Source organism: Aurantimonas manganoxydans SI85-9A1 (assembly GCF_000153465.1).
Classification (GTDB): Bacteria; Pseudomonadota; Alphaproteobacteria; order Rhizobiales; family Rhizobiaceae; genus Aurantimonas; species Aurantimonas manganoxydans.
The window spans coordinates 860,778-884,523 of the sequence record NZ_CH672387.1 but is presented as its reverse complement, the minus strand read 5'-3'; the positions used below and the strand labels follow the sequence as shown (position 1 = coordinate 884,523).

Here is a 23,746-nt window from a genome sequence, read left to right as displayed (position 1 = left end):
GCCAAGCCAGCGGGAGATAGCGCCAAGCCATGGCATCCCTGAAGGATCTGCGGAACCGCATCGCGTCGGTGAAGTCCACGCAGAAGATCACCAAGGCCATGCAGATGGTCGCGGCGGCCAAGCTGCGCCGGGCGGAAGAGGCAGCGCAGGCCGCGCGGCCCTATGCCGACCGCATGGCGGCGGTCCTCGCCAACATTTCCGGCGCCATGGAGGGTGATGGTCCTCCTTTGATGGTCGGCAACGGCAAGGACGATGTCCATCTACTCGTCGTCTGCACGGCCGATCGCGGCCTGTGCGGCGGTTTCAACTCGTCCATCGTCAAGCTGGCCCGCTCGCATCAGCGCGAGCTGGAGGCGGCCGGAAAGACCGTGAAGTTCATGGTCGTCGGGAAGAAGGGCTGGGACCAGATGCGCCGCGATCTGGCCTCCAAGGTCATCGAGCGCACCGACCTGCGCGAAGCCAAGCGTGTGGGCTTCGAGCACGCCGAAGACATCGGCCAGACGATCATCGACCTCTACGAAAAGGGCGAGTTCGACGTCTGCTCGGTGTTCTACTCCGCGTTCCAGAACGTCGTGACGCAAATCCCGACGCGCCAGCGTCTGATTCCCGCATCCGTCGATACCGGCGTCGAAGAGAACGCCTCTACGATCTACGAATACGAGCCTGAGCCGGGCGAGATCCTCGAGGACCTCATCCCGCGCAACATCAAGATTCAGGTCCTGCATGCATTGCTGGAGAACGCTGCATCCGAACAGGGTGCGCGGATGTCGGCGATGGACAACGCCACGCGCAACGCCGGGGACATGATCGACCGTCTGTCGGTCTCCTACAACCGGCAGCGTCAGGCGCAGATCACGACGGAACTGGTCGAAATCATTTCGGGCGCCGAGGCGCTCTAGGTATCTGAGAGGAGGCCACCGATGGCTGACAACGCAAACACAACCGGCTCGACGGGCCGCGTCGCCCAGGTCATCGGCGCCGTGGTCGACGTGGAGTTCGACGAAGGCCTGCCGGCGATTCTGAACGCCCTTGAGTGCGACAACCATGGCAATCGCCTGGTGCTCGAGGTTGCTCAGCATCTCGGCGAGAACACCGTTCGCACGATCGCCATGGATCTGACCGAGGGTCTGGTTCGTGGTCAGCCGGTCACCGACACTGGCGGCCCGATCGAGGTTCCGGTCGGTGACGGTACGCTCGGCCGCATCATGAACGTCATCGGCGAGCCGATCGACGAAGTCGGCCCGATCAAGTACGAATCCAAGCGCGGCATCCACCAGGAAGCCCCGGCCTATATCGAACAGTCGCCGGAGAGCCAGATCCTGGTCACCGGCATCAAGGTCATCGACCTCCTGGCTCCCTATGCCCGCGGCGGCAAGATCGGCCTGTTCGGCGGCGCCGGCGTCGGCAAGACCGTTCTGATCCAGGAACTGATCAACAACGTCGCCAAGGCGCACGGTGGCTATTCCGTCTTCGCCGGCGTCGGCGAGCGCACCCGCGAGGGCAACGATCTCTACCACGAGATGATCGAATCCGGCGTGAACAAGGACCCGCACGAGAACAACGGTTCGGCCGAAGGTTCGAAGGCTGCGCTGGTCTACGGTCAGATGAACGAGCCTCCCGGTGCCCGCGCCCGCGTCGCGCTGACCGGTCTGACCATCGCCGAGCATTTCCGCGACCAGGGTCAGGACGTCCTGTTCTTCGTCGACAACATCTTCCGCTTCACCCAGGCGGGTTCCGAGGTGTCGGCGCTGCTCGGTCGTATTCCGTCGGCCGTGGGCTATCAGCCGACGCTGGCGACCGACATGGGCCAGATGCAGGAACGCATCACGACCACCAACAAGGGTTCGATCACCTCGGTGCAGGCCATTTACGTGCCGGCCGACGATCTAACCGATCCGGCCCCGGCAACGTCCTTCGCCCATCTGGATGCGACGACGGTTCTCAACCGCGCCATCTCGGAAAAGGGCATCTACCCGGCCGTGGATCCGCTGGACTCCAACTCGCGCATGCTGTCGCCGATGATCATCGGTGAGGAGCATTACGACGTGGCCCGCCGCGTCCAGGAGATCCTGCAGAAGTACAAGTCGCTGCAGGACATCATCGCCATTCTTGGCATGGACGAGCTGTCCGAAGAGGACAAGCTGACGGTGGCCCGCGCCCGCAAGATCGAGCGCTTCCTGTCGCAGCCCTTCTTCGTCGCAGAAGTCTTCACCGGCGCACCGGGGCAGCTGGTTCCGCTCGAAGACACAATCAAGTCGTTCAAGGGCCTCGTGGCCGGCGAATACGATCATCTGCCGGAAGCCGCCTTCTACATGGTCGGCTCCATCGAGATGGCCGTCGAGAAGGCTCAGCGCCTGGCTGCGGAAGCCGCGTAAGCCTGAACGACCGACCTGAAGGAAAGCGGGCAGCGTCCGCTTTCCCCATTCCATGAAGTGCTCTGCCGCCATCGTCGGTGCGGAGCCAGACAGGCAAGCGACAGATGGCTGACAGCTTCCAGTTCGAACTCGTCTCACCCGAGCAGCTGCTCCTGTCGGAAGCAGTGACGGCGGTCAACGTGCCCGGCGCCGAAGGCTATTTCACGGTCATGGCGCATCATGCGCCGGTCATGACGACGTTGAAGCCGGGTGTCGTCGTGGCGACCCTCGAAGGCGGCGCGCAACAGCGGATCTTCGTTCTCGGCGGCTTCGCCGACGTCAACGAGAATGGCTTCACCCTGCTGGCCGAGCGTGCGACCCCGGTCGACCAGCTCGACAGTGCCGAGCTCGACAGCCAGATCCGCGACGCCGAAGAGGATGTCACCGACGCCGCCACCCCGGAGGCGAAAGCGAAGGCGCAGCATTCCCTCGCGCAGCTTCGCGAAGCCCGGACCGCCGCCGGCGTCTGACAGCGACGACCGATAGATCGACAAAGGCCGGCTCTCAGCCGGCCTTTTTTATGGCGTGTCGGCCCGCGCTTTCCACCGGCGCCAGTCACACGAGCAGATTCAGGCGGTGAAGTCGCTGAACGCCTCCAGGACCCGGCCGTAGACCTCGCGCTTGAAGGGAACGATGAGGTCGAGAACCTCGCTCGCCTGCTTCCAGGCCCAATCGTCGAACTCGGCGGCATGCCCATCAGGCGGCGGATTGATGGCGATCTCGCTCTCGTCGCCCTCGAAGCGGAATGCGAACCAGCGCTGGGTCTGGCCGCGATAGCGCCCCTTGAATGCGACGCCCACGAGTTCGGGCGGCAGATCGTAGTCGATCCAGTCCGGCGCCTCATGGAGCAGCGAAATCGATCGCATGCCGGTTTCCTCGAAGAGTTCGCGCTTCGCAGCAGACAGGGGCTCCTCGTCCGTGTCGATGCCCCCTTGGGGCATCTGCCATAGTTGCGACGCGCCGGACATCTCGCCCTGGTCCTCGATCAGTCGTCGGCCAACCCAGACGAGCCCTTCCTTGTTCAGCACCATGATCCCGACGCAGGGTCGGTATGGCAGGTTCTCGAATTCGATAGGCTTCATCGTTCACCAGTGTTCGTTGTCGGGAGCCATTGCCCGCTCTGCTGTGATTATCGGGCAGGGTGCCATGCGAACAAGGGGAGTGGCGAAGATCCGCGCGACCGCCCGTTTCCCTAGCCAGTCGATCAGCGCGTCAGCGACGCTCGGGATCGTTGGCAAGGGCCGACAGGGGCACGATCTCGATACCGCGTCCGCGCGCTTCGCCGATCCACTTGGCGATGGTGGCGACACTGACATCGAAGGCCGACGCGAAGCCGATCGCCGTCCCTTCGGCGCGGGCGATCCGCTCCAGGGTGTCGAGCTGACTGCGGATATCCGCCGGATCCTGCGATCTGTCGATCGACAGGTCCGACACCGCGGCGGGCACGCTCTGCAATTGCGCGGTATCGGCGGCCACCGAACGCAGGGATGACGCGTCGTCGAAAAACATCAGGCCGCGACGGCCGAGTTCGGCGATCAACGCCTCCATGGCGGCGGGCTCGGCGACGAAGCGCCCACCCATGTAGTTCATGATGCCAACATAATTGGTGATGGTCGCGAGAGAGGCATGGAGCGCGCTCAGGTCGCCGGCGGCGGCATCGTCGACGGTGAGCGTGTCCTCGCCCGGATCGACCTGCGGATAGCCGACAGGCTCCAGTGGCACCTGCAAAACCAGCTCATGGCCGCTGCGACGCGCCTCCTGCATCCACCGATCGAGACTGTTGCCGGATGGCGAAAAGCCGAATGTCACTCCGGGCGGCAGCGACCCGATGGCGTTCAACGTCCCCGTCTGGCTGATGCCGAGCCCACCCACGACGATGGCAATGCGCGTGCCGGGCTTCCCGCTCCAGGCCCCGGCGTAGACATCGTAGGGGCGCCGCCCGTCCGGCGCGCGCGCCGGCAGCGGCCCGTAGGCGCTGTCTTCGATGAGCGCATCATCGGGCATGTGGGCGGTACTGGGGTTCTGACGCAGCGACTGCGGATCCTCGACGCGAAAGCCGACCCCGCCACGCGGTGGCGGAGCGGTATCGGAGCCGGAAATCACCACAGGGAGCTGTTCGCGCACGACAGGCGCCGGGCTCGCCGGAACGACGGTCGGGGCAGGTTCAGGGGACGCCGCCACGGCAAACCGGTCCACCATCCGCGGCTGGGGTTGGCCGAACAGGGCGATGGCGGTGGAGCCGGCAATGATCATAGTTGCCGCGCAGGCGAACCCGATGCTTGCGCCCGATAGCCGGCGCCGCCGGATCACGCCGTCGTCGAGGTCGAGACCGAGAGGCTGATAGAGGGGACCGCGCATTGATCTCATTTAGCGAGCCAAGCTGGAACGGGGCTCGCGGGACGTAGCAGGGACTGCACACCATCAGGCAACAGATAGCAGAAGGCCCGGCCGTCCAGGGGACGACCGGGCCTTCATTTCACAGGGTCGCTGGTGGCAGCGACCGGATCAGTTGGCCGCGTTGGCTTCCTGCTTGGGCGGGAACATCGCGTTCGACTTCACACCGTTCAGAAGATCGAGGGCGTACTGCAGCTGCAGATCATCCTCTTCCTCCGGCGGCACGTAGTCGAGTGAGCCGGAGCCCTCGTCGGTTTCCTCGTTGCCGGTGATGTGGCCCCGCAGCGAGGATTCGCCACGCGTCAGGTCGTCCTCGGCATCGAGACCCATCTGCTCGCGGATTTCCGGCGGCAGCGGCTGCTCGACGGTGATGTCCGGATCGATGCCGCGACCCTGGATCGAACGGCCGGACGGCGTGTAGTAGAGCGCCGTCGTCAGCCGCAGCGCACCGTTGGCACCAAGCGGGATGATGGTCTGCACCGAGCCCTTGCCGAAGGAACGCGAGCCGACGATCGTTGCGCGGCGCTGGTCCTGCAAGGCACCTGCGACAATCTCCGAGGCCGACGCCGAACCGCCATTGACCAGGACGACGAGCGGCTTGCCGTTGATCTCGTCACCCGAGCGCGCGTTGTAGCGCCGGGTTTCGTCGGCGTTGCGACCGCGGGTCGAGACGATCTCGCCCTTGCCGAGGAACGCGTCGGACACCGAGACGGCTTCGTCCAGAAGGCCCCCAGGATTGCGCCGCATGTCGAGAATGTAACCTTTCACCTTGTCGGCGCCGATCTTCTCCTCGATGTCGGCGATGGATTCTTCCAGGCCGACCGTCGTCTGCTCGTTAAACTTCATCAGCTTGATGTAGCCGATGTCGCCCTTCACCGAGTGGCGCACCGACGGCACCTTGATTTCGTCGCGCGTCACGGTCAGGCGTACCGGCTTGTTGGCGCCTTCCCGGATGATGACCAGATCGACGCTGGTGCCGATGTCACCCTTCATCCGGTCGACCGCTTCGCCGAGCGTCAGTCCGCGAACCTGCTCGCCGTCGATCTCGGCGATGAGGTCGCCGGCCAGGATGCCGGCCTTGTCGGCAGGCGTACCGTCGAAGGGAGAAACGACCTTGACCAGTTCGTCTTCCATGGTGACTTCGATCCCCAGGCCACCGAACTGGCCGCGGGTCTCGGTCCGCATGTCGGCGGCCTGCTCGGCGTTCATGTAGCTCGAATGCGGATCGAGCGACGTCAGCATGCCATTGATCGCCGTCTCGACCAGCTTCTGGTCGTCCGGTTCATCGACATACTGTGCGCGAACCCGTTCGAACACGTCGCCGAAGATCGCGAGCTGCCGATAGGTGTCGGAACCTGCAGCATTCGCGGCACCGGCGTTCTGACCGACCACGGTCATTGCCGTTGCCCCCATCAGCGCCCCGGCAAAGAGTATCGAGAGCTTACGAATCATTCCTCGTCCTTCCAGAGGGTTGGTCGATCCACCAAGGTGACGGATCCACCGGCTTTCCGTCCTTTCGGAACTCGACGTAGAGCGCGGGCTCCGAGACGCCGAATTCGGCAACTGCAATACTCGCCAGGCGCTTGGCCCCCATCGTTGCGACAGGTTCCCCGGCCGACACGAACGAGCCCGGTTCCACATCGATCCGGGCCATTCCGGCCAAGACCACATGATAGCCGTCGCCCGCATCAAGGATCAATAGTTGCCCGTAGGAACGGAAGGGTCCGGCGTAGAGCACATTCGCGTCTGCGGGGGCGGTGACGACGTCCTGCGCGCGGGCAGCGAATGATGCTCCGGTGGTTTCGCGGCCGATGTCGTCCTTCTCCCCGAATCCGATGAGCTGCTTGCCAGCTACCGGCCTCGACAATCGTTTTTTCATTGTCGAAAATGCGGCGGATGGCGCAAGTCGCGGCGCCTGACGACGAAGTGACGCAATATCGTAGCGTCCCGCGGACGACGGCCGGGCGACCTTATCCGCGGCCGTATCGAGCGCGGCGACCTCGACCGCCTCTTCAGCATCCGGGTTCGCCGCGTCTTCGGCGGCTGTTTTTGTGTCAGCATTGGAGGACCTCTCGGCGGATGCGAGGGCAGGACCGTCCTGCAGCGCTGCGTCGCCAGGAAGCGGCACGTCCGCCTCTGCGGTGGTCGATGCCTCGGTATTGCCATCCGCTCCGATGCGCGCCGTTCGCCGCGTCTCGATGACGTCCTGCTCGCGTTGCAACCGTTCGGCCTCCAGCCGGGTTGCCTGGCTGCGGGCCTCGGCCTCGGCCGCGGCACGTGCCAGTTCGCGCGCTTTCTCCTGCGCAGCGCGACGTTCCGCTGCCGCCGCTTCGGTCGCCCTCGCCTGCTCGACATCGGCCTGCAGCGAGGCGATGAGATCCTTGAGATCGGTTGCCTTCGCCGCCAGATCGGCAGCGCGCGCTGCTTCGGCTGCGCGACGATCGCGATTGGCCGCTTCCAGCCGTTGCTTCTCGGCAATCAGCCGTTCCAGCCGCTGCTCTTCCTTCCGATGCCGCGTGAGCTGTTCGGCAAAGCGCTGCTTCTCCGCGGAGATCTCTGCCCGCACGGATGCCAGCCGCTCCAGATCCGCTACCAGGGCGGTGGTCTGCTCGTGGATGGCGGGAACGACGGCGCCCAGCAGAATGGCGCTGCGGACAGAGCCGAGTGCGTCGTTCGGTTTCACCAGCAGGGCGGGCGGCGGCTTGCGTCCCATTCTCTCGAGCGCTGCCAGAACCTGTGCCAGAAGACCGCGGCGCTCCCGCAGCGACGCTTTGATCGTCCCCTCTTCGGTTGCCAGCCTGTCGACGCGCTCTTCCGTCGCCGCAATCTCCCGGCTGATACCCTTCTGGGCCTCGGCGGCCGAGATCATGGCGGCGCGAACACGCCCCTGATCCTCTGACAACGCGGCGATCTCCGCGTCCAGCGACCTGATGGTTTCTTCCGACAGTTCGATGCTTTGCGACAGGGCTACGAGGTCCGCGGCAGTCTGGCGTCGCTGGCGTTCCAGAACGTCGGAACTCGCCGGTTCGACCGAGCCGACCGCCATCGGATCGAGGGTCGAACGATCCGGCGAGGCTGCGCCATCTGCCGAAAGAGCCAAGGATGGCAGCGGATGCAGCGCAGTCATGGCGCACAGCAGGGCAGCAGTGATGCGCCACCGCCGGTGTCTGCGTCCGCCGCCGCCTGTCCGCCAGTTGATCAAGACCGCCCTTCCCCGTGCAAATCGCAGGGATGTCATAGCTGATTTGGAGGATAGAATCAGGCCGTTAACAAGCAATCAACCATCGCCTGACGAGCAGGCTGCGAACGCCACCGTGCGGGCATATCCACAATCTTGGCCCGCACATCCCGGCAGTTCCCGTTGCCGCCCCCCGGACCGCATCTCTCGTTGCCTGTCCGGCCCTGTAGATCAGCTCCGGTGGTAGGGATGGCCCGCCAGGATGGTCGCCGCGCGGTAGAGCTGCTCGGCGATGAGAATGCGCGCGATCTGATGGGGATAGGTCAGGCGACCGAGCGATAGCGCCAGATCGGCTGAAGACCGGAGCGCCTCATCATGGCCGTCGGGGCCGCCGATGAGGACTGCAGCATCGCGCCGTCCCGCATCGCGAAAATCTGCCAATGCTGCTGCGAACTCTTCCGACGAAAGCGTTCGCCCCCTTTCGTCGAGAACGATCCGCACACTCGCCTCCGCCAAGGGCGCAATCAGCCGCGCCGCCTCGTCGCGTTTTCGTTCGGCTGTCGTGGACAGACGCGATTCGGGGAATTCGGAAAGGCCGGCATAATCCAGCCCCAGCGCTCCGCCCGTCTTCTTGAGGCGATCAAGATAGCGATCAGCAAGCTCACGCTCGGGACCGGCTTTCATCCGCCCGATGGCCACAATGGTCAGCCGCATCGCCCGAGCTCCTTCTCGGCCGAAGCCTGCTCATCGTTATGTTCTGGCCACAGCCAGCCTCGCCGCCGCGGTCCAGAAACTGCGACGTCCCCTTCGGGGACGCGCAGGGCTCTAGTGTACCGTCGAATCTCCGGCGTCGCCGACCGTCCACATCTTCTCGATGTTGTAGAAGCTGCGGACTTCGGGACGGAAGATATGGACGATGATGTCGCCCGTATCGATCAGTACCCAGTCGCCGTTCTGCAGGCCTTCCACCTTCATCTCAGACCCGAAGCCTTGCTGCTTGAGATCCCGAAGGAGGTTGCCGGCGACGGCGCTGACATGACGGTTCGACCGACCGGAAACGATCACCATGTGATCGGCCAGTGCGGACTTGCCCTGCATGTCAATGGAGACGATGTCTTCGCCCTTCGAATCTTCCAGACTCGAGGTGACGAGTTCGATTGCGGACCGGCCAACCGTAGCATCGGTGGCGGGCGCGTCAGAAGGAGAGGTCTCGAAGACGTCCTTCGTTTCAGCCGCAGGTCTCAGTGTCAATTTCCCTTTCCACGGGCGCGGACCAGAGTCCCGATTGGCCCTGATCAGGTCTCATGTAGGCAGCCATCCGTGTCCGTTTCAAGACATCTGGCGCAATCAGCAGAACTCCCGTTGCGGCGACAGCACAACGCGACACGGGTGTCAGGTCGTTCTCTAACCCGGGTAGCAACGCGCGATCATTCCGTCGTGTTTGGGCGGAGCGACTGGGCGCACCCTAACGCACCACTTGTGCCACCATAGCCAGCACCACCTAGAACGAGTGACAGTTGGAGCTAGGATACGCCTGCGTCCCGGATGGCAGTGGCCCGGCGCCGACCTCGCAACTTCCAGGACGACCGCCCTGCCCTGCGACAATGGCATCCGGCACGTAGCCGATTGGGATTCCGCCAAAGACACCTGCACGCCAATGCAGCGGGCGTGCAATTTGCACCGAAAGCGACTATCTGGCGGCATGCAGTTGCAGGAGCGCGTCGCCGGCGACGTTCCGCGGGCAGAACCGAACGGCCATCCGGCGTCCCGACGCGACTGACCGCCAACCGGCGTTCGGCCCCGCCGCCGCATGGTGCGGCAACACCATTTCGATCTGGAGAAGTTTCTCGTGAGCGCGACCGCCGATACCCTGCCGACCCGTGCCAATGCCTCGGCCACGCGATCCGATCATACGACCCGGCGCACCTTCGCCATCATCTCGCATCCCGACGCCGGCAAGACGACGCTAACCGAGAAGCTGCTTCTGGCCGGCGGCGCCATCGAGATGGCCGGTGCCGTCCGCTCCAAAGGCAATGGCCGGCGCGCCAAATCCGACTGGATGGACATCGAGAAGAACCGCGGCATCTCGGTCACCTCCTCGGTCATGACCTTCGAGAAGCACGGCATCACCTTCAACCTGCTCGACACCCCCGGCCACAGTGACTTTTCCGAGGATACCTATCGGACGCTGACCGCCGTCGACAGCGCGATCATGGTGATCGACGCAGCCAAGGGCATCGAGGCGCAGACGCGCAAGCTGTTCGAGATCTGCCGGCTGCGCGACATCCCGATTGTCACCTTCATCAACAAGATCGACCGCGAAGGCCTCGACCCCTTCGAACTGCTCGATCAGATCGAGGAGCAGCTCGCCCTCACCGTCGCGCCGGTGGTCTGGCCGGTCGGCCAGGGCGGCTTGTTCAAAGGCTGCTACGATCTTGCCGCCAACGACTTTCTCGTCGCCGGCAGCGACAAGACGGTGCATTTCGAGGGCGGCCTGGACGATCCCGGTCTCGCCAAGGTGATGCACCCCGACACCTATGCCGGCTTCCGCGATGCGGCGGAGCTCGCGGCCGAGGGCTATGCCGATTTCGACCCCGTCGCCTATCGCCAGGGTCATCTGACCCCGGTGGTCTTCGGCAGCGCATTGCAGAACTTCGCCGTCGACCGCCTGATGGACCTGATTGCCGCGCATGCCCCGGCACCGCGGCCGCAACCTTCCGACAAGGGGCCCATCGCCCCGGAGGGCGACAAAGTGTCCGGCTTCGTCTTCAAGGTGCAGGCGAACATGGATCCCAAGCACCGCGACCGTGTCGCCTTCGTGCGGTTCTGCTCCGGCCATTTCAAGCGCGGCATGAAGCTCGACCATGTCCGCTCGGCCAAGCAACTGGCCGTGTCGAATCCGATCTACTTCTTCGCCCAGGAACGCGCGCTGACGGAAGAAGCTTTCGCCGGCGACGTCATCGGCATTCCAAACCACGGCACACTGCGCGTCGGCGACACGCTGACCGAAGGCGAAAGCTTCCGGTTCACGGGGCTTCCCGCCTTCGCGCCGGAAGTGCTCCGCCGTGTCCGGCTCGAAGATTCGATGAAGCTGAAACAGCTTCGCCGGGGTCTTGAGGATCTGGCCGAGGAAGGTCTGGTGCAGGTCTTCCGCTCGTCGATCGGCTCCGACTGGATCGTCGGCGTCGTCGGCCCCCTGCAACTGGACGTGCTCGCCTCCCGCATCGCCGGAGAATACAAGGCCGATGTCAGCTTCGAGCCGGTGCCGTTCAACGTGGCGCGCTGGATCCGCTGCGAAAACGAGTCGACCCTGCAGGCCTTCGTCAAGGACAACGTCACCCATGTCGCGCGCGATCGCGACGAGCGGCCGGTCTATCTGTGCCGGGACGAATGGGACCTGCGTTACATCCAGGACCGCAACAAGGACATCGTCTTCGATTCTACCCGCGAGATCGTCGGACAGTAGCTGGCCACAGGCTCGCAATTGTCGCGAGATGTGCCTGCCTCTGCCGGCCTCAGCCCATGAACTGGCCGCCATTCACCTCGATCACCTGTCCGGTCACGTATCCGGACAGGATGGGACTGGCGAGAAACAGATAGGCCGGCGCGCAGTCCTCGGCAGTGCCGAGCCGCTTCAGCGGGATCGATGCCGCCGTTGCGTCGAGCTTTTCCTGTGTCGAGTAACGGCGGTGGAAGTCGGTCATGATGGTGCCCGGCGACACCGCGTTGACGCGAATATGGTCGGGCGCGAGTTCGCGGGCGAGCGCCCGCGTCCAGGTCGAGATGAACGCCTTCGACGCCGAATAGAGCGACGAACCGGCACTGCCCCCGATCGTCGCCGAGATCGACGAGGTGTTGACGATAGACGCCCCTCCGGTCGCCTTCAGCGCGGGCAGCAGCGCGGTCGTCAGCGTGACGACCGAGCGAACGTTCAGATCGACGACCTGATCGTACTGGGCCTGCGTTACCTCGCCGGCAGCAACCCGGCCGCCCATCGTGCCTGCATTGTTGACGAGAACGTCGATGCGGTCACCGGTCTCCGCGAGGATAGCGCGTGCCAGCGTTTCGCCACCGTCCGGCTGCGCCAAATCCCCCACGAGCGCCGTCAGCCGCGCGCGGTGCGCATCGGGTAGGCCTGCCAGAAGGTCATTCTCCGCATGCTCCACGGTGCGGCCGACATGGGCGACAACTGCCGCACCCGTCGCAAGGAACGTCCGCGCGACCGCAGCGCCGATCCCGCGCCCGGCCCCGGTGACGACGACCGTCTGGCCTGCGAAGAGCGCTTGGTCGAACCCGTTTGTCATGATCCTCTCCCATGAAATGGACTGCGGCAGGTGAAACGGCGCTGCGACCTGCGCCCGGTTCGTCGGCTACGATGTGGGGCGGCGTATGGCGAGCCCGATTCCGGCGACGCCGACCATGAGCCAACCTGCGATCAGCAGGGTTCCGCCGAGGGGCGCGGCATTGGCGAACAGTCGCTCGCCCCAGGCAATTCGGGCCGCCAGATCACCGGAAAACAGAAGCGTTCCAACAATGGTCAGGAGGCCGGACAGCGGAGCGAGCCGCGGCATTCTGGAAACGAACGCGGCAAGGCCGAGCAGCGATGGTGCGTGGACGAGAGCAATCGCCGCGGCGGTCGCAGCCAACTGTGCGTCGCCGCCGCCATGCGCTGCCACGGCAGCCCCAACGACGCCTGCGGCTCCGAAGAGGCCGGCGAAGCAGACAAGGAGTGCGGTCATGGGGACGCCTTTGTAAACCGACCTATCAGGCCTGCCCGCCGTTCCGGTCGGCAGGAACGGTCGGATGGGGCGTCTGGGACGCTTCCGTCGTCGGTTGAACCGGCGGCATTTCATCGAGCACCGACTGGGGCCAGAGCTGATAGCCAACCGCATAGGACGCCTTGGCGAGGAGGTGCGCCGACAGCGGCGCAGTCAACAGAAAGAACGCGACCGCAGCGAGCGCCCGAAGCGCCACCGGAGTAGAATCCGCCGTCAGCGCCAGTGCGATCAGCAGCATGCCCGATCCGACCGATCCGGCCTTCGAGGCCGAATGCATCCGGGTGTAGAGGTCCGGCAGCCGCAGGATGCCCATTGCCGCGATGGCAGCAAAGGCGGCACCGGCCAGCATCAGGAGTGCGGAGACGATGAGGACGAGGTCGGCGATCATTTCGTCTTCCCTTCCTCAAGCGGCTCGACGTGACGCGATTGCGGATCGCGGAACGGCAATGCCTCTAAGCGTTCTTCCTCGGTCTTGCCGCGCGCCTGGATGAATCGCGCAAAGGCCACCGTTGCCAGGAAGCCGACGAGGCCGAGCGCGATCGCGATATCGACATAGAGCGTGAAGCCCGTGTCGATGCCGATGACGGCAATGAAGCCGATGGCGACGCTGGTCAGCATGTCGAGGCCGAGTACCCGGTCCGGCAGCGTCGGTCCGACCATGATGCGGATCACGGTGAAGAAAAAGGCGAGGCCCAAGAGCACCAATGCGACATCCACGGAGATCGCAAAGAGGCCCACTGCGAAATCATGAAGGCTCATCGGAACGCTTCCAGGATCTTGGCCTCGAACCCGGTGGCGATATCCGCACGGGCAGCTTCGGGGTCAGAACAGTCGATGGCGTGCACATAAAGGGTAGAGCGATCCTCGGACACATCGACCGACAGCGTGCCCGGCGTCAGGGTGATGAGGTTGGCCAGCAGCGTAATCTCGAAATCGCTCTCCACCTTCAGCGGATAGGCAAATATCCCGGGCTTCAGATCCATACGCGGCTTCAGCACCAGGACCGCCACACGCCAGGCCGATTTGATGAGTTCGACCAGGAACAGCAAGATCAGCGCGAATATCCGTTTCGCACGGCCGATATAGCCGACCGTGCCGACCTGCTCGCGGATGAGGTAGAGCGCGGCTGCACCGAGCGCGAAGCCGAACAGAAGGTTGATGAGCGTAAACGACCCGGAGACGATGACCCAGATCAGCGCCAGAACAAGGTTGAAGAGCGAGAGCCTCACGACGCGCCTCCGAACACCGATTGCAGATAGGCCGCCGGATCAAGAACGCCTGCCGCCGCCGCGCTGGTCAGCTGAGCCAGCCATTCGGGCCATACGCCGGCGGCAACCACGAACGCGGCCAGCGCCAGTAGCGGAATGAGCGACAATGGCTTGTCGGGTCCCGGCGCCTGGAATTGCTCCCTCTCGATCTGACCGGCTTCGCCATCGCTGCCTGCTGCGCTCATCGCCGGTAGCGGACGCCAGAAAGCCAAAGCGAAGACCCGGGCACTGGCAATGGTCAGGAGGAAGCCGGACACCAGAATGGTCGCCGCAAGCCACGGCAAATCGGCGAGAATCGTCGCGCGAACCAGCGCAACCTTCGGCCAGAAACCGGAGAAGGGCGGCAGGCCCGACACGCCGAACAGGAACACCAGCATGAGAGCCGCCAGCAGCGGATAGCGGCGCCAGAGCCCACCCATTTCAGCCAGTGAGGACGAACCGTTGAGGCGTGCCGCAACGCCGGCGGCCAGGAACAGAGCCGTCATCACGACGATGGAATGCAGCGCGTAGTAGATCGCTCCCGCCAGCCCCGTCTGGGCCGCAGGAATTGCCGCGGCGGTCGCAAGCATGGCAGCCTCGCCATCGGCCTGCGCCACCATCACGGACGCGACCTGCGGCACGGCAAGACCGGCAAGGATCGTGCCGATGCCCGCAATCACCATATAGTTCAGGAGCCGTCGGAGATCGGTCTGCGCCAAAGCGCCGAGTGCGCCCAAAAGCATCGTCAGACCGGCAATCCACGCGATCAGCGGCACCAGCACCTGATGTTCGGGCGGAAACAGCATCATCAGGACGCGCATGATGCCGTAGACGCCGACCTTGGTCAGCAAGCCCGCGAACAGCGCAGACACGACGAAGCGCGGCGTGTGATAGGAGGCCGGCAACCAAGCGTTCAGCGGGAAGGCAGCCGCCTTCAGCGCGAAGGCGACGAGATACATGACGGCGATGATGGTGACGGCGCTGTCACCCTCCATCGTTGCGGCCTTCGCCGCGATATCGGCCATGTTGAGCGTGCCGAACACGCCGTAAAGATAGGCGGTGGTGATCAGAAACAGCGTCGTGCCGACGAGGTTCAGGAAGCAGTACTTGGTCGCGCCGTCGAGCTGTTCGTGTTCGGAGCCCAGGATCAGGAGCCCGAAGGATCCGATCAGCAGCACCTCGAGCCAGACATAGAGGTTGAAGATGTCGCCGGTCAGGAAGGCGCCGGAGACGCCGCCGATCATCAGGAACAGAAACGGGTAAAAGCCGTAGCGCCGCTCGGTCGGGGAGATGGATGCGACGGCATAGATCCCGCAGGCCAGCGCGACGAAACCGGTTACGGTGACAAACAAAGCCCCCATCAGATCGACGGTGAAAGCAATGCCGAAGGGCGGTTTCCAGCCACCCATCATCATGGTCTGCGTTCCCTCGGTCGCGACCTTGGCGAGAAGTGCCAGATCGACGGCGAAGAGCAGTACAAGGCCAGGGATCGCGATCCACGGCTGACGGTTTGTGCGCTTGCGCATCATCAGGAGCGCTGCCCCGAAGATGAAGCAGATCACCACCGGCAGCACGATGAGATAGTCCGACCCGGCAACGGGGCCGGTCACCATCGCCTCTGCCTTCAGTGCCGCCAGTTCGCCGTGTCCGCCCGTATCCGCGGTGCCTGTCGTCGCCATGTCAGTATCCCAGGGGCGGAAGCCCCTGGTCCTCGGGTTCTGCGATGCGCATCTGGTCGGTGTCGTCGGTGCCAAGGTCCTGATAGGCGCGATAGGTCAGCACCAGCAGGAAGGCGAAGAAGGAGAACGAGATCACGATCGCGGTCAGGATCAGGGCTTGCGGCAACGGATTGGCGATCGGCCCGTCCGGCATGGCCAGCTCGGTGGGAATGATCGGCGGCGCGATCGGCCCGAGGCGGCCAACGGTGAAGATCAGAAGATTGACCGCATTCCCGAGCAGCACGACGCCCAGCAGCATGCGGATGATGTGCTTGGACAGGAGCAGGTAGAAGGCGACGGCAAAGATACAGCCGACGACGACGGTGAGTGCAGTCTCCATCAGTCCGTCTCCCTTTCCTCGAGGGCGAGCCCGATCGTACTGATCGCACCGACCACGACGAGATAGACGCCGATGTCGAAGAACAGCGGTGTCGAGATTCCGACGTCACCGCCGAGAAATGCCGGAAAGCTCCAGACGCCGGTCAGGAACTCGACGCTCACGACCATGGACACGACGCCGGACAGGACGGCGAGCATCAGCCCACTGCCGGCAATCGCCATGGGATGGAAATAGAGAGCCCGCCGCACCGGCGCGACGCCGCAGGCGATGCCGTAGATTGCAAAGGCCGATGCGGCGATCAGGCCGCCGATGAAGCCACCACCGGGCTCGTTATGGCCGCGCAGCAAGACGAAGATCGAGAACAGCACCATCAGGCTGGTCAGATACGGCGCGGTGAAACGGAAGATGACCGTTCTCATGGCGTCACCTCCATCGGATCGGCGGGTCGCGGATTACGGCGCTTCACCCGGACGCGGATCAGCGCGAGGACGCCCAGCCCGGTGGTCATGACCACGGCGATCTCGCCCATCGTATCGATGCCGCGGAAGTCGACGAGGATGACGTTCACGATGTTGCGGCCATGGGCGATGGCGTAGCTGTAGCGTTCGAAGAAGTCCGACAGGACGGAATCGAACGGCCGTTGAACGACTGCCAGCAGGAACAGGCCGAAGCCCGCGCCGGCCGCCGCCGCCAGCGCCGCATCCGGCAGCTTCTCCCGGGTCGGACGATGATCGGTCGGCGACAGCTTTAGCCGGGTGATCGCGAGGGCGAGGATCACCACCGACAAGGTTTCGACCATGAACTGGGTGAAGGAGAGATCCGGCGCGCCCATCAGCATGAAGATGAGGGCGACGGCGAAGCCCTGGATACCCAGCGAGACGATCGCCGTCAGCCGGTTCTTGGCGACGACCACGGCGAAGAGACCGCACAGGAGCAGCGCCAGAACGATCCACTCGTAATAGGTGACCTGCGGGAATTCCGGCATCGCCGGCCAACCGCCGGTATAGGCCATCGCCCCGAACAGTGCCGCGGTCATCACCGCGACGGTCGCGGTCATGTAATAGTCGAGCCGGCCGGACTGCAGGAAGTTCGTGATCGCAAAGGCACCGCGGATCAGCCCGCGCATTGCCTGGTCGAAGCCGTGATCCGGCCCCCAGCCGATCGCAGCGAGCAGCGCGGTCAGCGCGGCGCGCAGTCGCTCCGACAGAAGATAGATCACCACGCCCAGCGCGATGGTCGCCAGCGACAGGACAAAGGCGAGGTTGAGATGCGGCATCCAGCCGATCTCGATGGCCACCGGCTCGCCGAAGGCCGCCGAGGCCATCGGCGACGAGAACAGCGCGTGATAGGCGCCGTAGAACAACCCGCCGACGAGACCGCACACACCGAGGACGAGAGGCCCGAGCCAGATGGTCGGCGCACCCTCATGCGGATGGTGGATGGTTTCCGGCATGCGCCCAATGAAGGGCTTCAGAGCCACGATGAAGGCCGCCGCGAACATCAGCGCGTTGCCGGCGATCGCCGCGCAGATCAGGGCGACATGATACGGATCGCCATACTCCAGCGCATGATAGATTTCCTCCTTGGCGAGGAAGCCGACGAAGGGCGTGATCCCGCCCATGGATAGCGCGCAAAGCAGCGCGGCCGCGAAGGTGATCGGCATCGCCCTGCCGAGGCCGCCCAGATGATCGATCTCGCGGGTGTGAGCGCCGTGGTCCACCGATCCGGCGACCATGAACAGGCCGCCCTTGAACAGCGAATGAGCGATCAGATAGAGCACCGCGCCGATGATCGCCGTCTCGGTTCCCACGCCGATCAGCATCACCAGAAGGCCAAGGGAGGCGACCGTCGTATAGGCCAGCGTGATCTTGATGTCCGTCGCCCGGACCGCCAGAAGCGCGCCCACCACCAGCGTCACCGCGCCGAACAGCGGCAGGATCGTCGTCCAGAGCGCGGTGTCCCCGAGCGCCGGATGGAGGCGCAGCAGGAGGTAGACGCCGGCCTTCACCATCGTGGCCGAATGCAGATAGGCCGAGACCGGAGTCGGCGCTTCCATCGCGTTCGGCAGCCAGACATGGAACGGCATCTGCGCCGATTTGGTGAAGGCACCCGCCAGAACGAGAATCAGGATCGGAACGTAGAAGCTGCCTTCACGCAACGCGTCGCCGGCCGCGAGAACCTCGCTGAGCGAAGTCAGCCCTGTCAGCTCCCGGATCGCGATCAGACCCGCCATCAGCGCCAGGCCACCGCCGCCGGTGATCACCAGCGCCTGGATCGCGCCGCGCCGCGCCGCGCCCCGCTCATGATCGAAACCGATGAGCAGGAAGGAGGTGATCGAGGTGAGTTCCCAATAGACGATCAGAGTCATCAGGTCGTCGGACATGACGAGCCCGAGCATGGCGCCCATGAACATGAGCATGAAGGACAGGAAGCGTCCCTGATCTCGATGCCCGGCAAGGTAGCCGCCGGAATACAGGATGATCAGCGTACCGATGCCGGTGATCAGCAGAGCGAAGGTCGAGGACAAGCCATCCAGCCGGAACGAGAACCGGACGTCGAAGGACGGGATCCAGTCGAGGCCGAAGAGAAACACGTTCCCGCCAGCCACTTCCGGCAGCGCGCCGAGAAAGATCAGGAACGCGAAGGCCGGTGCCAATGCCAGCACCCAGCACGAATGCTGCTTCAGGAAGCGGGTAAGGACGGGCGCCAGGGCCGCAGCGAGAAATGGCAGGGCGAGCGCGAGAAATCCGCTGTTGGCCTCGATCCCCGTCATGCGCTGCTTCGCTCCCCGTTTCCATCGATAGCGAAGCACACGCGTCGCATCATTGCCCCCTCATACGAAGCCAAGTTCGCTGCGGCAAGGCAACGTGTCTGACCAAGTTTTGATGAAATGGGCGTCCGTCGATGATTGCGGCGGCGGGTTGCGGCAGCCTACCCCGGTGCATAGTTGGATGCGTAACCGCGGCCATCGGCATAAGGCGCCGCGAACGCGGACGAAATGCTGGGGATAGCCCGGCGCAGGACGAGGTGTACCTGCCAGTGAATGGGGCTCTTTCCCGATTGTCCTCCCCACGACGTTCCGCACCCATCGGTGCAGCATCCGCGATATTGTCCGCCCTTCCCAGAGACGTCAGCAAGACAGGCTCGATGACCGACACCAAGACACTGCCGCACATCCCCGCACCGCCCCAGGCCGAACGCCGTCCGGTGACCGACATCCGCCACGGGCGTGAACGTTCGGACGAGTACGCCTGGCTGCGCGCGCCAAACTGGCAGGACGTGTTCAAGGACACGGCGGTGCTCGACCCGCAGATCCGCGATCATCTGGTTGCGGAGAACGCCTATCAGGAAGCCGTCATGGCCGGCACCACGGAACTGCGCGAGGCGCTGGTCAAGGAAATGCGCGGCCGGATCAAAGAGGATGATTCCTCCGTTCCGGCACCTGACGGACCGTGGGCCTACGGCATCTCCTATGTGACCGGTGCGGAATATCCCCGCTTCGTTCGCCGGCCGCGGGACGGCAACGACGACGAGGAGACCGTGCTTCTGGACGGACAGGTCGAGGCCGCCGACCGCGCCTATTTCTCGCTCGGCGGCATTGCCCATTCCACCGACCATCGCTGCCTCGCCTGGACGCATGACGACAAGGGCTCGGAGTTCTACACCCTTTCGATCCGCGATCTCGAAAGCGGCAAGGACCTCGACTACACGATCGAGGACACCAGCGGCGGTGCAGCCTGGTCGGCGCGCTCCGACGGCTTCTTTTACACGCGCCTCGACAGCAATCACCGCCCGAGCCGGGTCTTCTACCACCGCCTAGGCAGCGATCCGCACGATGACCGCCTGATCTACGAGGAGACCGACACCGGCTTCTTCATGGATGTCGACAAGACCCAGTCCGGCGATTTCATGCTCATCGACATTCACGACCACGAGACGTCCGAATGCTGGCTGCTGCCGGCAAACAATCCCGCCGCCGAGCCGCGGCTCGTGGCCGAACGCGAGACCGGCGTCGAATACGACGTCGACGAAGGTGGCGGCTGCCTCTACATCCGCACCAATGCCGACGGCGCGCCGGACTTCAAGATCGTCACTGCCCCAACCGACGCAGCCAGACGCTCCGACTGGACGGACTATGTCCCGCATGAGAGCGGCCGGCTGATTCTCAACCACATGATCCTGAAGCGCCACCTCGTCTGGCTGGAGCGCCGGGACGGTCTGCCGCGGATCGTCGTCAAGCGCCTCTCGGATGGCGAGGAGCACGCCATCGCCTTCGAGGAGGAAGCTTATTCGCTGGGCCTCGCCGGCTCCTACGAATTCGACACGGACACGATCCGCTTCAGCTATTCCTCGCCGACAACGCCGAGCCAGACCTTCGACTATGATCTGACCACACGCGAACGCACGCTTCTGAAGACGCAGGAAGTCCCCTCCGGCCACGAGCCGGCAGACTACGTGACCCGGCGCATCATGGCGCCGGCGAAGGACGGCGAGCTGGTGCCGATCTCGCTACTCTACCGCAAGGATACGCCGCTCGACGGTTCGGCGCCGTGCCTTCTCTACGGCTACGGCTCCTACGGCATCGCAATCCCAGCCTCGTTCAACGCCAACGCGCTGTCGCTGGTCGATCGCGGTTTCGTCTATGCCATCGCCCATATCCGCGGCGGCAAGGACAAGGGCTTTGCCTGGTACGATGCCGGCCGCCGGCGCAACAAGGCCAACACCTTCACCGACTTCATCGCCTGTGCCGACCACCTCGTCGCGCAGAACTACACGCGCTACGAGCGAATCGTCGCCCATGGCGGTTCGGCTGGCGGCATGCTGATGGGTGCCGTCGCCAACATGGCGCCGGAAAAGTTCGGCGGCGTCATTGCCGTCGTGCCCTTCGTCGACGTGCTCAACACCATGCTCGACGACACCCTGCCCCTGACCCCGCCGGAATGGCCCGAATGGGGCAACCCCATCCTGTCCGGCGAGGACTACGAGGTGATCGCGTCCTACAGTCCATACGACAACGTGAAGAAGCAGGCCTATCCGCCAATGCTGGTCCTTGCCGGGCTCACCGACCCGCGCGTGACCTACTGGGAGCCGGCGAAATGGGTCGCGCGGCTGCGCGACATGAAGACCGACGACAACCCGGTCATCCTGCGGACCAACATGGATTCCGGCCATGGCGGCGCTTCCGGCCGCTTCTCCAAGCTGGAGGAAGTCGCCTTCGTCGATGCCTTCGCACTGCGGCTGATGGGCAAGGATACGCTGACCACCGGCTGATCCGAATAAGCGCATGGCGGGCGGGAGGGCCCTTCGCCATGCCAACATCAGCGAATGCGGCCGGTACCGGCTGGCATAATACTGGGCCTAATCCGATGGCGATGCCTCGGCGGCCCCTGCATCCCTGTCGATGGCGGGGATCGCCTTCAGATAGGCCGCGATCGCCTCACGGTCTTCGGCCGGCAGTCGGGCCACGTTCTCTTGTACGTCGACCATCGCGCCGCCGACGGAATCGAAATCGGGCGTGAAGCCGCTTTCCAGATAATAGGCGATGTCGCTGGCCGACCAGCCGCCGATCCCCGACCGCGACGGGGTGATGTTGGGCACACGTCCCTCGCCTTCCGGGTTGGGCGCGCCTGCCAGCCATTGTGTCAGTTCGAGCCCGCCGGCTCCGCCAAAGCTGCGCGGCGTATGGCACTGGCCGCAATGGCCTGGCCCCTCCACAAGATACTGCCCGTCATGCGCCGCCTCCGGAGCATCCGCCGGCAGGTCTACCGCGGGTTCGCCATCGCCGAGGAAGGCGAGTTTCCACAGCCCGACCCCGCGGCGCAGATTGAGGGGGAAGGTCAGCGCGTTCGACGGCGCCTTGCCCTCGACCTCCGGCAGACCTTGCAGGAAAGCCCAGAGATCGGCCACGTCGGCCAACTGCATGTTGACATAGGACGTATAGGGAAAGGCTGGATAGAGATGCCGGCCGGCGGGATCGACGCCCCGCTGCATCGCATTGGCGAAATCCGCAAAGCTCCAGCCCCCGATTCCGTCGACCGGATGGGGAGAGATGTTGGGCGCGTGGAACGTGCCGAAATCAGTCTCGAGCGGCGCCCCCCCGCCGAGCTTCAGGAGATCGTCGTCCTTGGCCTTGGCGGGTGCATGGCACGACGCGCAGCCACCCGCCCAGAAGAGCCGTTCGCCCTTCGTGGCGTCGCCGGCCGGGACCTCCGCCAGCGTCGCCGCATTGAGGCGCTGCGGCATGGTCAGGAGATAGAAACCGCCCGCCCCCAGGACCACGAGAAGAAAGAGGCCCGTCAGGATCCGGTCGAGCATCGCACCGATCCCGGCTCATCCCGCCGGCAGCACAAACGGCCAGCCTCTCTCGATCGCGACCGCGTCGGCGTCATGCCGCGATCCGCCTATTTGTCCTTGTCGATGCGGAAATCCTCGTGGCAGCCCTTGCAGTTCTGGGTGACCATGCCGAATGCCTGCTTGAAGGACTCCATGTCCTGCGGCGCGGCATCGATGGCAGCCTGGGTATCCTGCTGGAACTTGACGAGTGCTGCCTCGAACTCATCCGGCTTTTCCCAGATCGCCGGCGCCGCCTCGGTGTCGTTGCCGGTCTTGCTGTCCTCGGGAAAGTAGTCGCCGAACTTCATCGCCACGTCGTGCATCTCGGTGAAGATCGCCGCGACCTTTGCGGCATCGAAGGGAGCCTCACCCTTGAGCATTGCGCCGCCGGCCTTGGCCGAGTCGCCATTGTCTTCCATCAGCGCCTGACGGGCCTTGATGGGTTCAACGTTCTGCGCGAAGGCGGAGACCATGGTTGCGGCGGACAGGACGACACCCGCAGTGACGACGATGAGTTTGCTCTGCAGCATGTAAACTCTCCCGGTATTCCGGCCAGACCAGCCGGTGCGGTGAAAGTTGAAACCAGATCCGGCAACCGCGCAATCTTGAAAACCTGGCGTCGCGCTCACGATCACGTGGGGTGCAAACGTGAAAAAGGCCCCGCGACGGATGCCGCGGGGCCTTCATAGGCAACCCGGTCAGGACCGACCGGTGAGGATGGCAGCGATCAGGCGGTCGCCTTCTCGTAGCATTCGAGCACGTGATCCCAGTTGATCAGATTGTCGACGAAGGCCGACAGGTACTTCGGACGCGCGTTGCGGTAGTCGATGTAATAGGAATGCTCCCAGACATCGACGCCGAGGATCGGAACGGCGCCGTGGACCAGCGGGTTCTCGCCGTTCGGCGTCTTCATGATCTCGAGCTTGCCGTTCTTGACGGCAACCCAGGCCCAGCCCGAACCGAACTGGCCGGCACCGGCGGCCTCGAAATCGGCCTTGAACTTGTCGTAGCCGCCGAGGTCGCTGTCGAACGCCGTTTGCAGCTTGCCCGGCAGGCTCTTGCCACCGCCATTCGGCGTCATCCACTGCCAGAAATGGATGTGGTTGTAGTGCTGGCCGGCATTGTTGAAGAGCGCCTGATCGGTGCCGTAGGACTTCTTGACGACCTCCTCCAGCGACAGATCGGCCATGCCGGCCTTCTCGGCCAGCTCATTGCCCTTGGTCACATAGGCCTGGTGATGCTTGTCATGATGAAACTCGAGCGTTTCGGCAGACATGTAGGGTCCCAGCGCGTCATAGGCGTAGGGAAGCTCGGGAAGCGTGAAAGCCATGGTCCGTCTCCTTT

The 23,746-nt window shown here is 64.4% G+C and carries 23 protein-coding genes; 5 read left to right on the top strand and 18 right to left on the bottom strand.

All coding sequences use genetic code 11. From position 1 onward, the window contains the following. Positions 1 to 29: 29 nt before the first annotated feature. The 3 genes from SI859A1_RS04225 (at position 30) to SI859A1_RS04215 (ending at position 2,884) form a co-directional block, all read left to right on the top strand. Positions 30 to 899, top strand: a complete 870-nt coding sequence (locus SI859A1_RS04225) for a F0F1 ATP synthase subunit gamma (protein WP_009208614.1) — start codon at positions 30 to 32, stop codon at positions 897 to 899. Between the two features lie 21 nt (positions 900 to 920). Beyond that, complete coding sequence (gene atpD / locus SI859A1_RS04220; RefSeq protein WP_009208613.1) at positions 921 to 2,375, top strand: F0F1 ATP synthase subunit beta; 1,455 nt, start codon at positions 921 to 923, stop codon at positions 2,373 to 2,375. 104 nt (positions 2,376 to 2,479) lie between these two features. Continuing rightward, complete coding sequence (locus SI859A1_RS04215) at positions 2,480 to 2,884, top strand: F0F1 ATP synthase subunit epsilon (RefSeq protein ID WP_009208612.1); 405 nt, start codon at positions 2,480 to 2,482, stop codon at positions 2,882 to 2,884. A 99-nt stretch (positions 2,885 to 2,983) separates the two neighbouring features. Here the strand turns inward: SI859A1_RS04215 and SI859A1_RS04210 are convergent, their stop codons facing one another. The 6 genes from SI859A1_RS04210 to rsfS all read right to left on the bottom strand — a co-directional run bounded on the left by SI859A1_RS04210 (position 2,984) and on the right by rsfS (position 9,237). After that, complete coding sequence (locus SI859A1_RS04210; protein WP_009208611.1) at positions 2,984 to 3,496, bottom strand: RNA pyrophosphohydrolase; 513 nt, start codon at positions 3,494 to 3,496, stop codon at positions 2,984 to 2,986. Between the two features lie 130 nt (positions 3,497 to 3,626). Next, positions 3,627 to 4,772 (bottom strand): divergent polysaccharide deacetylase family protein, encoded by a 1,146-nt coding sequence (locus SI859A1_RS04205; protein ID WP_148233725.1) that lies wholly within the window; start codon positions 4,770 to 4,772, stop codon positions 3,627 to 3,629. 147 nt (positions 4,773 to 4,919) lie between these two features. Beyond that, positions 4,920 to 6,260, bottom strand: a complete 1,341-nt coding sequence (locus SI859A1_RS04200; protein WP_009208609.1) for a S41 family peptidase — start codon at positions 6,258 to 6,260, stop codon at positions 4,920 to 4,922. After that, positions 6,250 to 8,010 carry a murein hydrolase activator EnvC family protein gene (locus SI859A1_RS20160; RefSeq protein WP_161600106.1) on the bottom strand — a complete coding sequence of 587 codons (1,761 nt, stop codon included), beginning with the start codon at positions 8,008 to 8,010 and terminating at the stop codon, positions 6,250 to 6,252. Before SI859A1_RS20160 ends, SI859A1_RS04200 begins: the two co-directional genes overlap by 11 nt. Before the next feature lie 207 nt (positions 8,011 to 8,217). Further along, complete coding sequence (gene rlmH, locus SI859A1_RS04185; RefSeq protein WP_009208607.1) at positions 8,218 to 8,700, bottom strand: 23S rRNA (pseudouridine(1915)-N(3))-methyltransferase RlmH; 483 nt, start codon at positions 8,698 to 8,700, stop codon at positions 8,218 to 8,220. A 111-nt stretch (positions 8,701 to 8,811) separates the two neighbouring features. Next, entirely contained in the window at positions 8,812 to 9,237 is a 426-nt protein-coding gene (gene rsfS, locus SI859A1_RS04180) for a ribosome silencing factor (RefSeq protein ID WP_009208606.1), read from the bottom strand. A 598-nt stretch (positions 9,238 to 9,835) separates the two neighbouring features. On the opposite strand from rsfS, the gene SI859A1_RS04175 reads away from it, so the two are divergent. After that, positions 9,836 to 11,452 carry a peptide chain release factor 3 gene (locus SI859A1_RS04175; protein ID WP_244400900.1) on the top strand — a complete coding sequence of 539 codons (1,617 nt, stop codon included), beginning with the start codon at positions 9,836 to 9,838 and terminating at the stop codon, positions 11,450 to 11,452. Between the two features lie 49 nt (positions 11,453 to 11,501). Here the strand turns inward: SI859A1_RS04175 and SI859A1_RS04170 are convergent, their stop codons facing one another. The 9 genes from SI859A1_RS04170 to SI859A1_RS04130 all read right to left on the bottom strand — a co-directional run bounded on the left by SI859A1_RS04170 (position 11,502) and on the right by SI859A1_RS04130 (position 18,842). Further along, positions 11,502 to 12,290, bottom strand: coding sequence for an SDR family NAD(P)-dependent oxidoreductase (locus tag SI859A1_RS04170; protein ID WP_009208604.1), 789 nt, complete (start codon positions 12,288 to 12,290; stop codon positions 11,502 to 11,504). Positions 12,291 to 12,356: 66 nt separating this feature from the next. Further along, positions 12,357 to 12,725, bottom strand: a complete 369-nt coding sequence (locus SI859A1_RS04165) for a DUF423 domain-containing protein (protein ID WP_040325225.1) — start codon at positions 12,723 to 12,725, stop codon at positions 12,357 to 12,359. A 25-nt stretch (positions 12,726 to 12,750) separates the two neighbouring features. Continuing rightward, the gene (gene mnhG, locus SI859A1_RS04160; RefSeq protein ID WP_050767429.1) at positions 12,751 to 13,152 is read right to left on the bottom strand and encodes a monovalent cation/H(+) antiporter subunit G; all 402 of its coding nucleotides are present in this window, start codon (positions 13,150 to 13,152) and stop codon (positions 12,751 to 12,753) included. Then, complete coding sequence (locus tag SI859A1_RS04155) at positions 13,149 to 13,523, bottom strand: cation:proton antiporter (protein WP_009208602.1); 375 nt, start codon at positions 13,521 to 13,523, stop codon at positions 13,149 to 13,151. The genes mnhG and SI859A1_RS04155 overlap by 4 nt, the downstream gene beginning before the upstream one ends. After that, a complete protein-coding gene (locus tag SI859A1_RS04150) occupies positions 13,520 to 13,993 on the bottom strand; it encodes a Na+/H+ antiporter subunit E (RefSeq protein ID WP_009208601.1) in 474 nt (157 codons plus the stop codon). The genes SI859A1_RS04155 and SI859A1_RS04150 overlap by 4 nt, the downstream gene beginning before the upstream one ends. Next, positions 13,990 to 15,690, bottom strand: coding sequence for a proton-conducting transporter transmembrane domain-containing protein (locus tag SI859A1_RS04145; protein ID WP_009208600.1), 1,701 nt, complete (start codon positions 15,688 to 15,690; stop codon positions 13,990 to 13,992). The genes SI859A1_RS04150 and SI859A1_RS04145 overlap by 4 nt, the downstream gene beginning before the upstream one ends. 1 nt (position 15,691) lies before the next feature. Then, on the bottom strand, positions 15,692 to 16,069 hold the full coding sequence (locus tag SI859A1_RS04140; RefSeq protein ID WP_005363584.1) for a Na+/H+ antiporter subunit C: 378 nt from the start codon (positions 16,067 to 16,069) through the stop codon (positions 15,692 to 15,694). Further along, entirely contained in the window at positions 16,069 to 16,488 is a 420-nt protein-coding gene (locus tag SI859A1_RS04135) for a Na(+)/H(+) antiporter subunit B (protein WP_005363582.1), read from the bottom strand. The genes SI859A1_RS04140 and SI859A1_RS04135 overlap by 1 nt, the downstream gene beginning before the upstream one ends. Next, the gene (locus SI859A1_RS04130; protein ID WP_009208599.1) at positions 16,485 to 18,842 is read right to left on the bottom strand and encodes a putative monovalent cation/H+ antiporter subunit A; all 2,358 of its coding nucleotides are present in this window, start codon (positions 18,840 to 18,842) and stop codon (positions 16,485 to 16,487) included. Before SI859A1_RS04130 ends, SI859A1_RS04135 begins: the two co-directional genes overlap by 4 nt. Positions 18,843 to 19,216: 374 nt before the next feature. Here SI859A1_RS04130 and SI859A1_RS04125 point away from each other — a divergent pair, with 374 nt between their 5' ends. After that, positions 19,217 to 21,340 (top strand): S9 family peptidase, encoded by a 2,124-nt coding sequence (locus SI859A1_RS04125; protein ID WP_009208598.1) that lies wholly within the window; start codon positions 19,217 to 19,219, stop codon positions 21,338 to 21,340. Between the two features lie 87 nt (positions 21,341 to 21,427). Here the strand turns inward: SI859A1_RS04125 and SI859A1_RS04120 are convergent, their stop codons facing one another. The 3 genes from SI859A1_RS04120 to SI859A1_RS04110 form a co-directional block, all read right to left on the bottom strand. Continuing rightward, a complete protein-coding gene (locus SI859A1_RS04120) occupies positions 21,428 to 22,384 on the bottom strand; it encodes a c-type cytochrome (protein ID WP_009208597.1) in 957 nt (318 codons plus the stop codon). 86 nt (positions 22,385 to 22,470) lie between these two features. Continuing rightward, positions 22,471 to 22,932 (bottom strand): c-type cytochrome, encoded by a 462-nt coding sequence (locus SI859A1_RS04115; protein WP_040325220.1) that lies wholly within the window; start codon positions 22,930 to 22,932, stop codon positions 22,471 to 22,473. Between the two features lie 197 nt (positions 22,933 to 23,129). Continuing rightward, on the bottom strand, positions 23,130 to 23,732 hold the full coding sequence (locus SI859A1_RS04110) for a superoxide dismutase (protein WP_024348991.1): 603 nt from the start codon (positions 23,730 to 23,732) through the stop codon (positions 23,130 to 23,132). Positions 23,733 to 23,746 lie beyond the last annotated feature (14 nt).

Bases quoted from the DNA above. Each gene is read 5' to 3' on its own strand.
- SI859A1_RS04140 (WP_005363584.1), bottom strand. From the start codon at position 16,069: ATGGAGACTGCACTCACCGTCGTCGTCGGCTGTATCTTTGCCGTCGCC.
- SI859A1_RS04115 (WP_040325220.1), bottom strand. From the start codon at position 22,932: ATGCTGCAGAGCAAACTCATCGTCGTCACTGCGGGTGTCGTCCTGTCC.
- SI859A1_RS04225 (WP_009208614.1), top strand. From the start codon at position 30: ATGGCATCCCTGAAGGATCTGCGGAACCGCATCGCGTCGGTGAAGTCC.
- SI859A1_RS04155 (WP_009208602.1), bottom strand. From the start codon at position 13,523: ATGAGCCTTCATGATTTCGCAGTGGGCCTCTTTGCGATCTCCGTGGAT.
- SI859A1_RS04145 (WP_009208600.1), bottom strand. From the start codon at position 15,690: ATGGCGACGACAGGCACCGCGGATACGGGCGGACACGGCGAACTGGCG.
- SI859A1_RS04215 (WP_009208612.1), top strand. From the start codon at position 2,480: ATGGCTGACAGCTTCCAGTTCGAACTCGTCTCACCCGAGCAGCTGCTC.
- atpD (WP_009208613.1), top strand. From the start codon at position 921: ATGGCTGACAACGCAAACACAACCGGCTCGACGGGCCGCGTCGCCCAG.
- SI859A1_RS04120 (WP_009208597.1), bottom strand. From the start codon at position 22,384: ATGCTCGACCGGATCCTGACGGGCCTCTTTCTTCTCGTGGTCCTGGGG.
- rlmH (WP_009208607.1), bottom strand. From the start codon at position 8,700: ATGCGGCTGACCATTGTGGCCATCGGGCGGATGAAAGCCGGTCCCGAG.
- SI859A1_RS04135 (WP_005363582.1), bottom strand. From the start codon at position 16,488: ATGAGAACGGTCATCTTCCGTTTCACCGCGCCGTATCTGACCAGCCTG.
- SI859A1_RS04205 (WP_148233725.1), bottom strand. From the start codon at position 4,772: ATGCGCGGTCCCCTCTATCAGCCTCTCGGTCTCGACCTCGACGACGGC.
- SI859A1_RS04125 (WP_009208598.1), top strand. From the start codon at position 19,217: ATGACCGACACCAAGACACTGCCGCACATCCCCGCACCGCCCCAGGCC.
- SI859A1_RS04170 (WP_009208604.1), bottom strand. From the start codon at position 12,290: ATGACAAACGGGTTCGACCAAGCGCTCTTCGCAGGCCAGACGGTCGTC.
- mnhG (WP_050767429.1), bottom strand. From the start codon at position 13,152: ATGATCGCCGACCTCGTCCTCATCGTCTCCGCACTCCTGATGCTGGCC.
- SI859A1_RS04210 (WP_009208611.1), bottom strand. From the start codon at position 3,496: ATGAAGCCTATCGAATTCGAGAACCTGCCATACCGACCCTGCGTCGGG.
- SI859A1_RS04165 (WP_040325225.1), bottom strand. From the start codon at position 12,725: ATGACCGCACTCCTTGTCTGCTTCGCCGGCCTCTTCGGAGCCGCAGGC.
- SI859A1_RS04130 (WP_009208599.1), bottom strand. From the start codon at position 18,842: ATGACGGGGATCGAGGCCAACAGCGGATTTCTCGCGCTCGCCCTGCCA.
- SI859A1_RS04200 (WP_009208609.1), bottom strand. From the start codon at position 6,260: ATGATTCGTAAGCTCTCGATACTCTTTGCCGGGGCGCTGATGGGGGCA.
- SI859A1_RS04110 (WP_024348991.1), bottom strand. From the start codon at position 23,732: ATGGCTTTCACGCTTCCCGAGCTTCCCTACGCCTATGACGCGCTGGGA.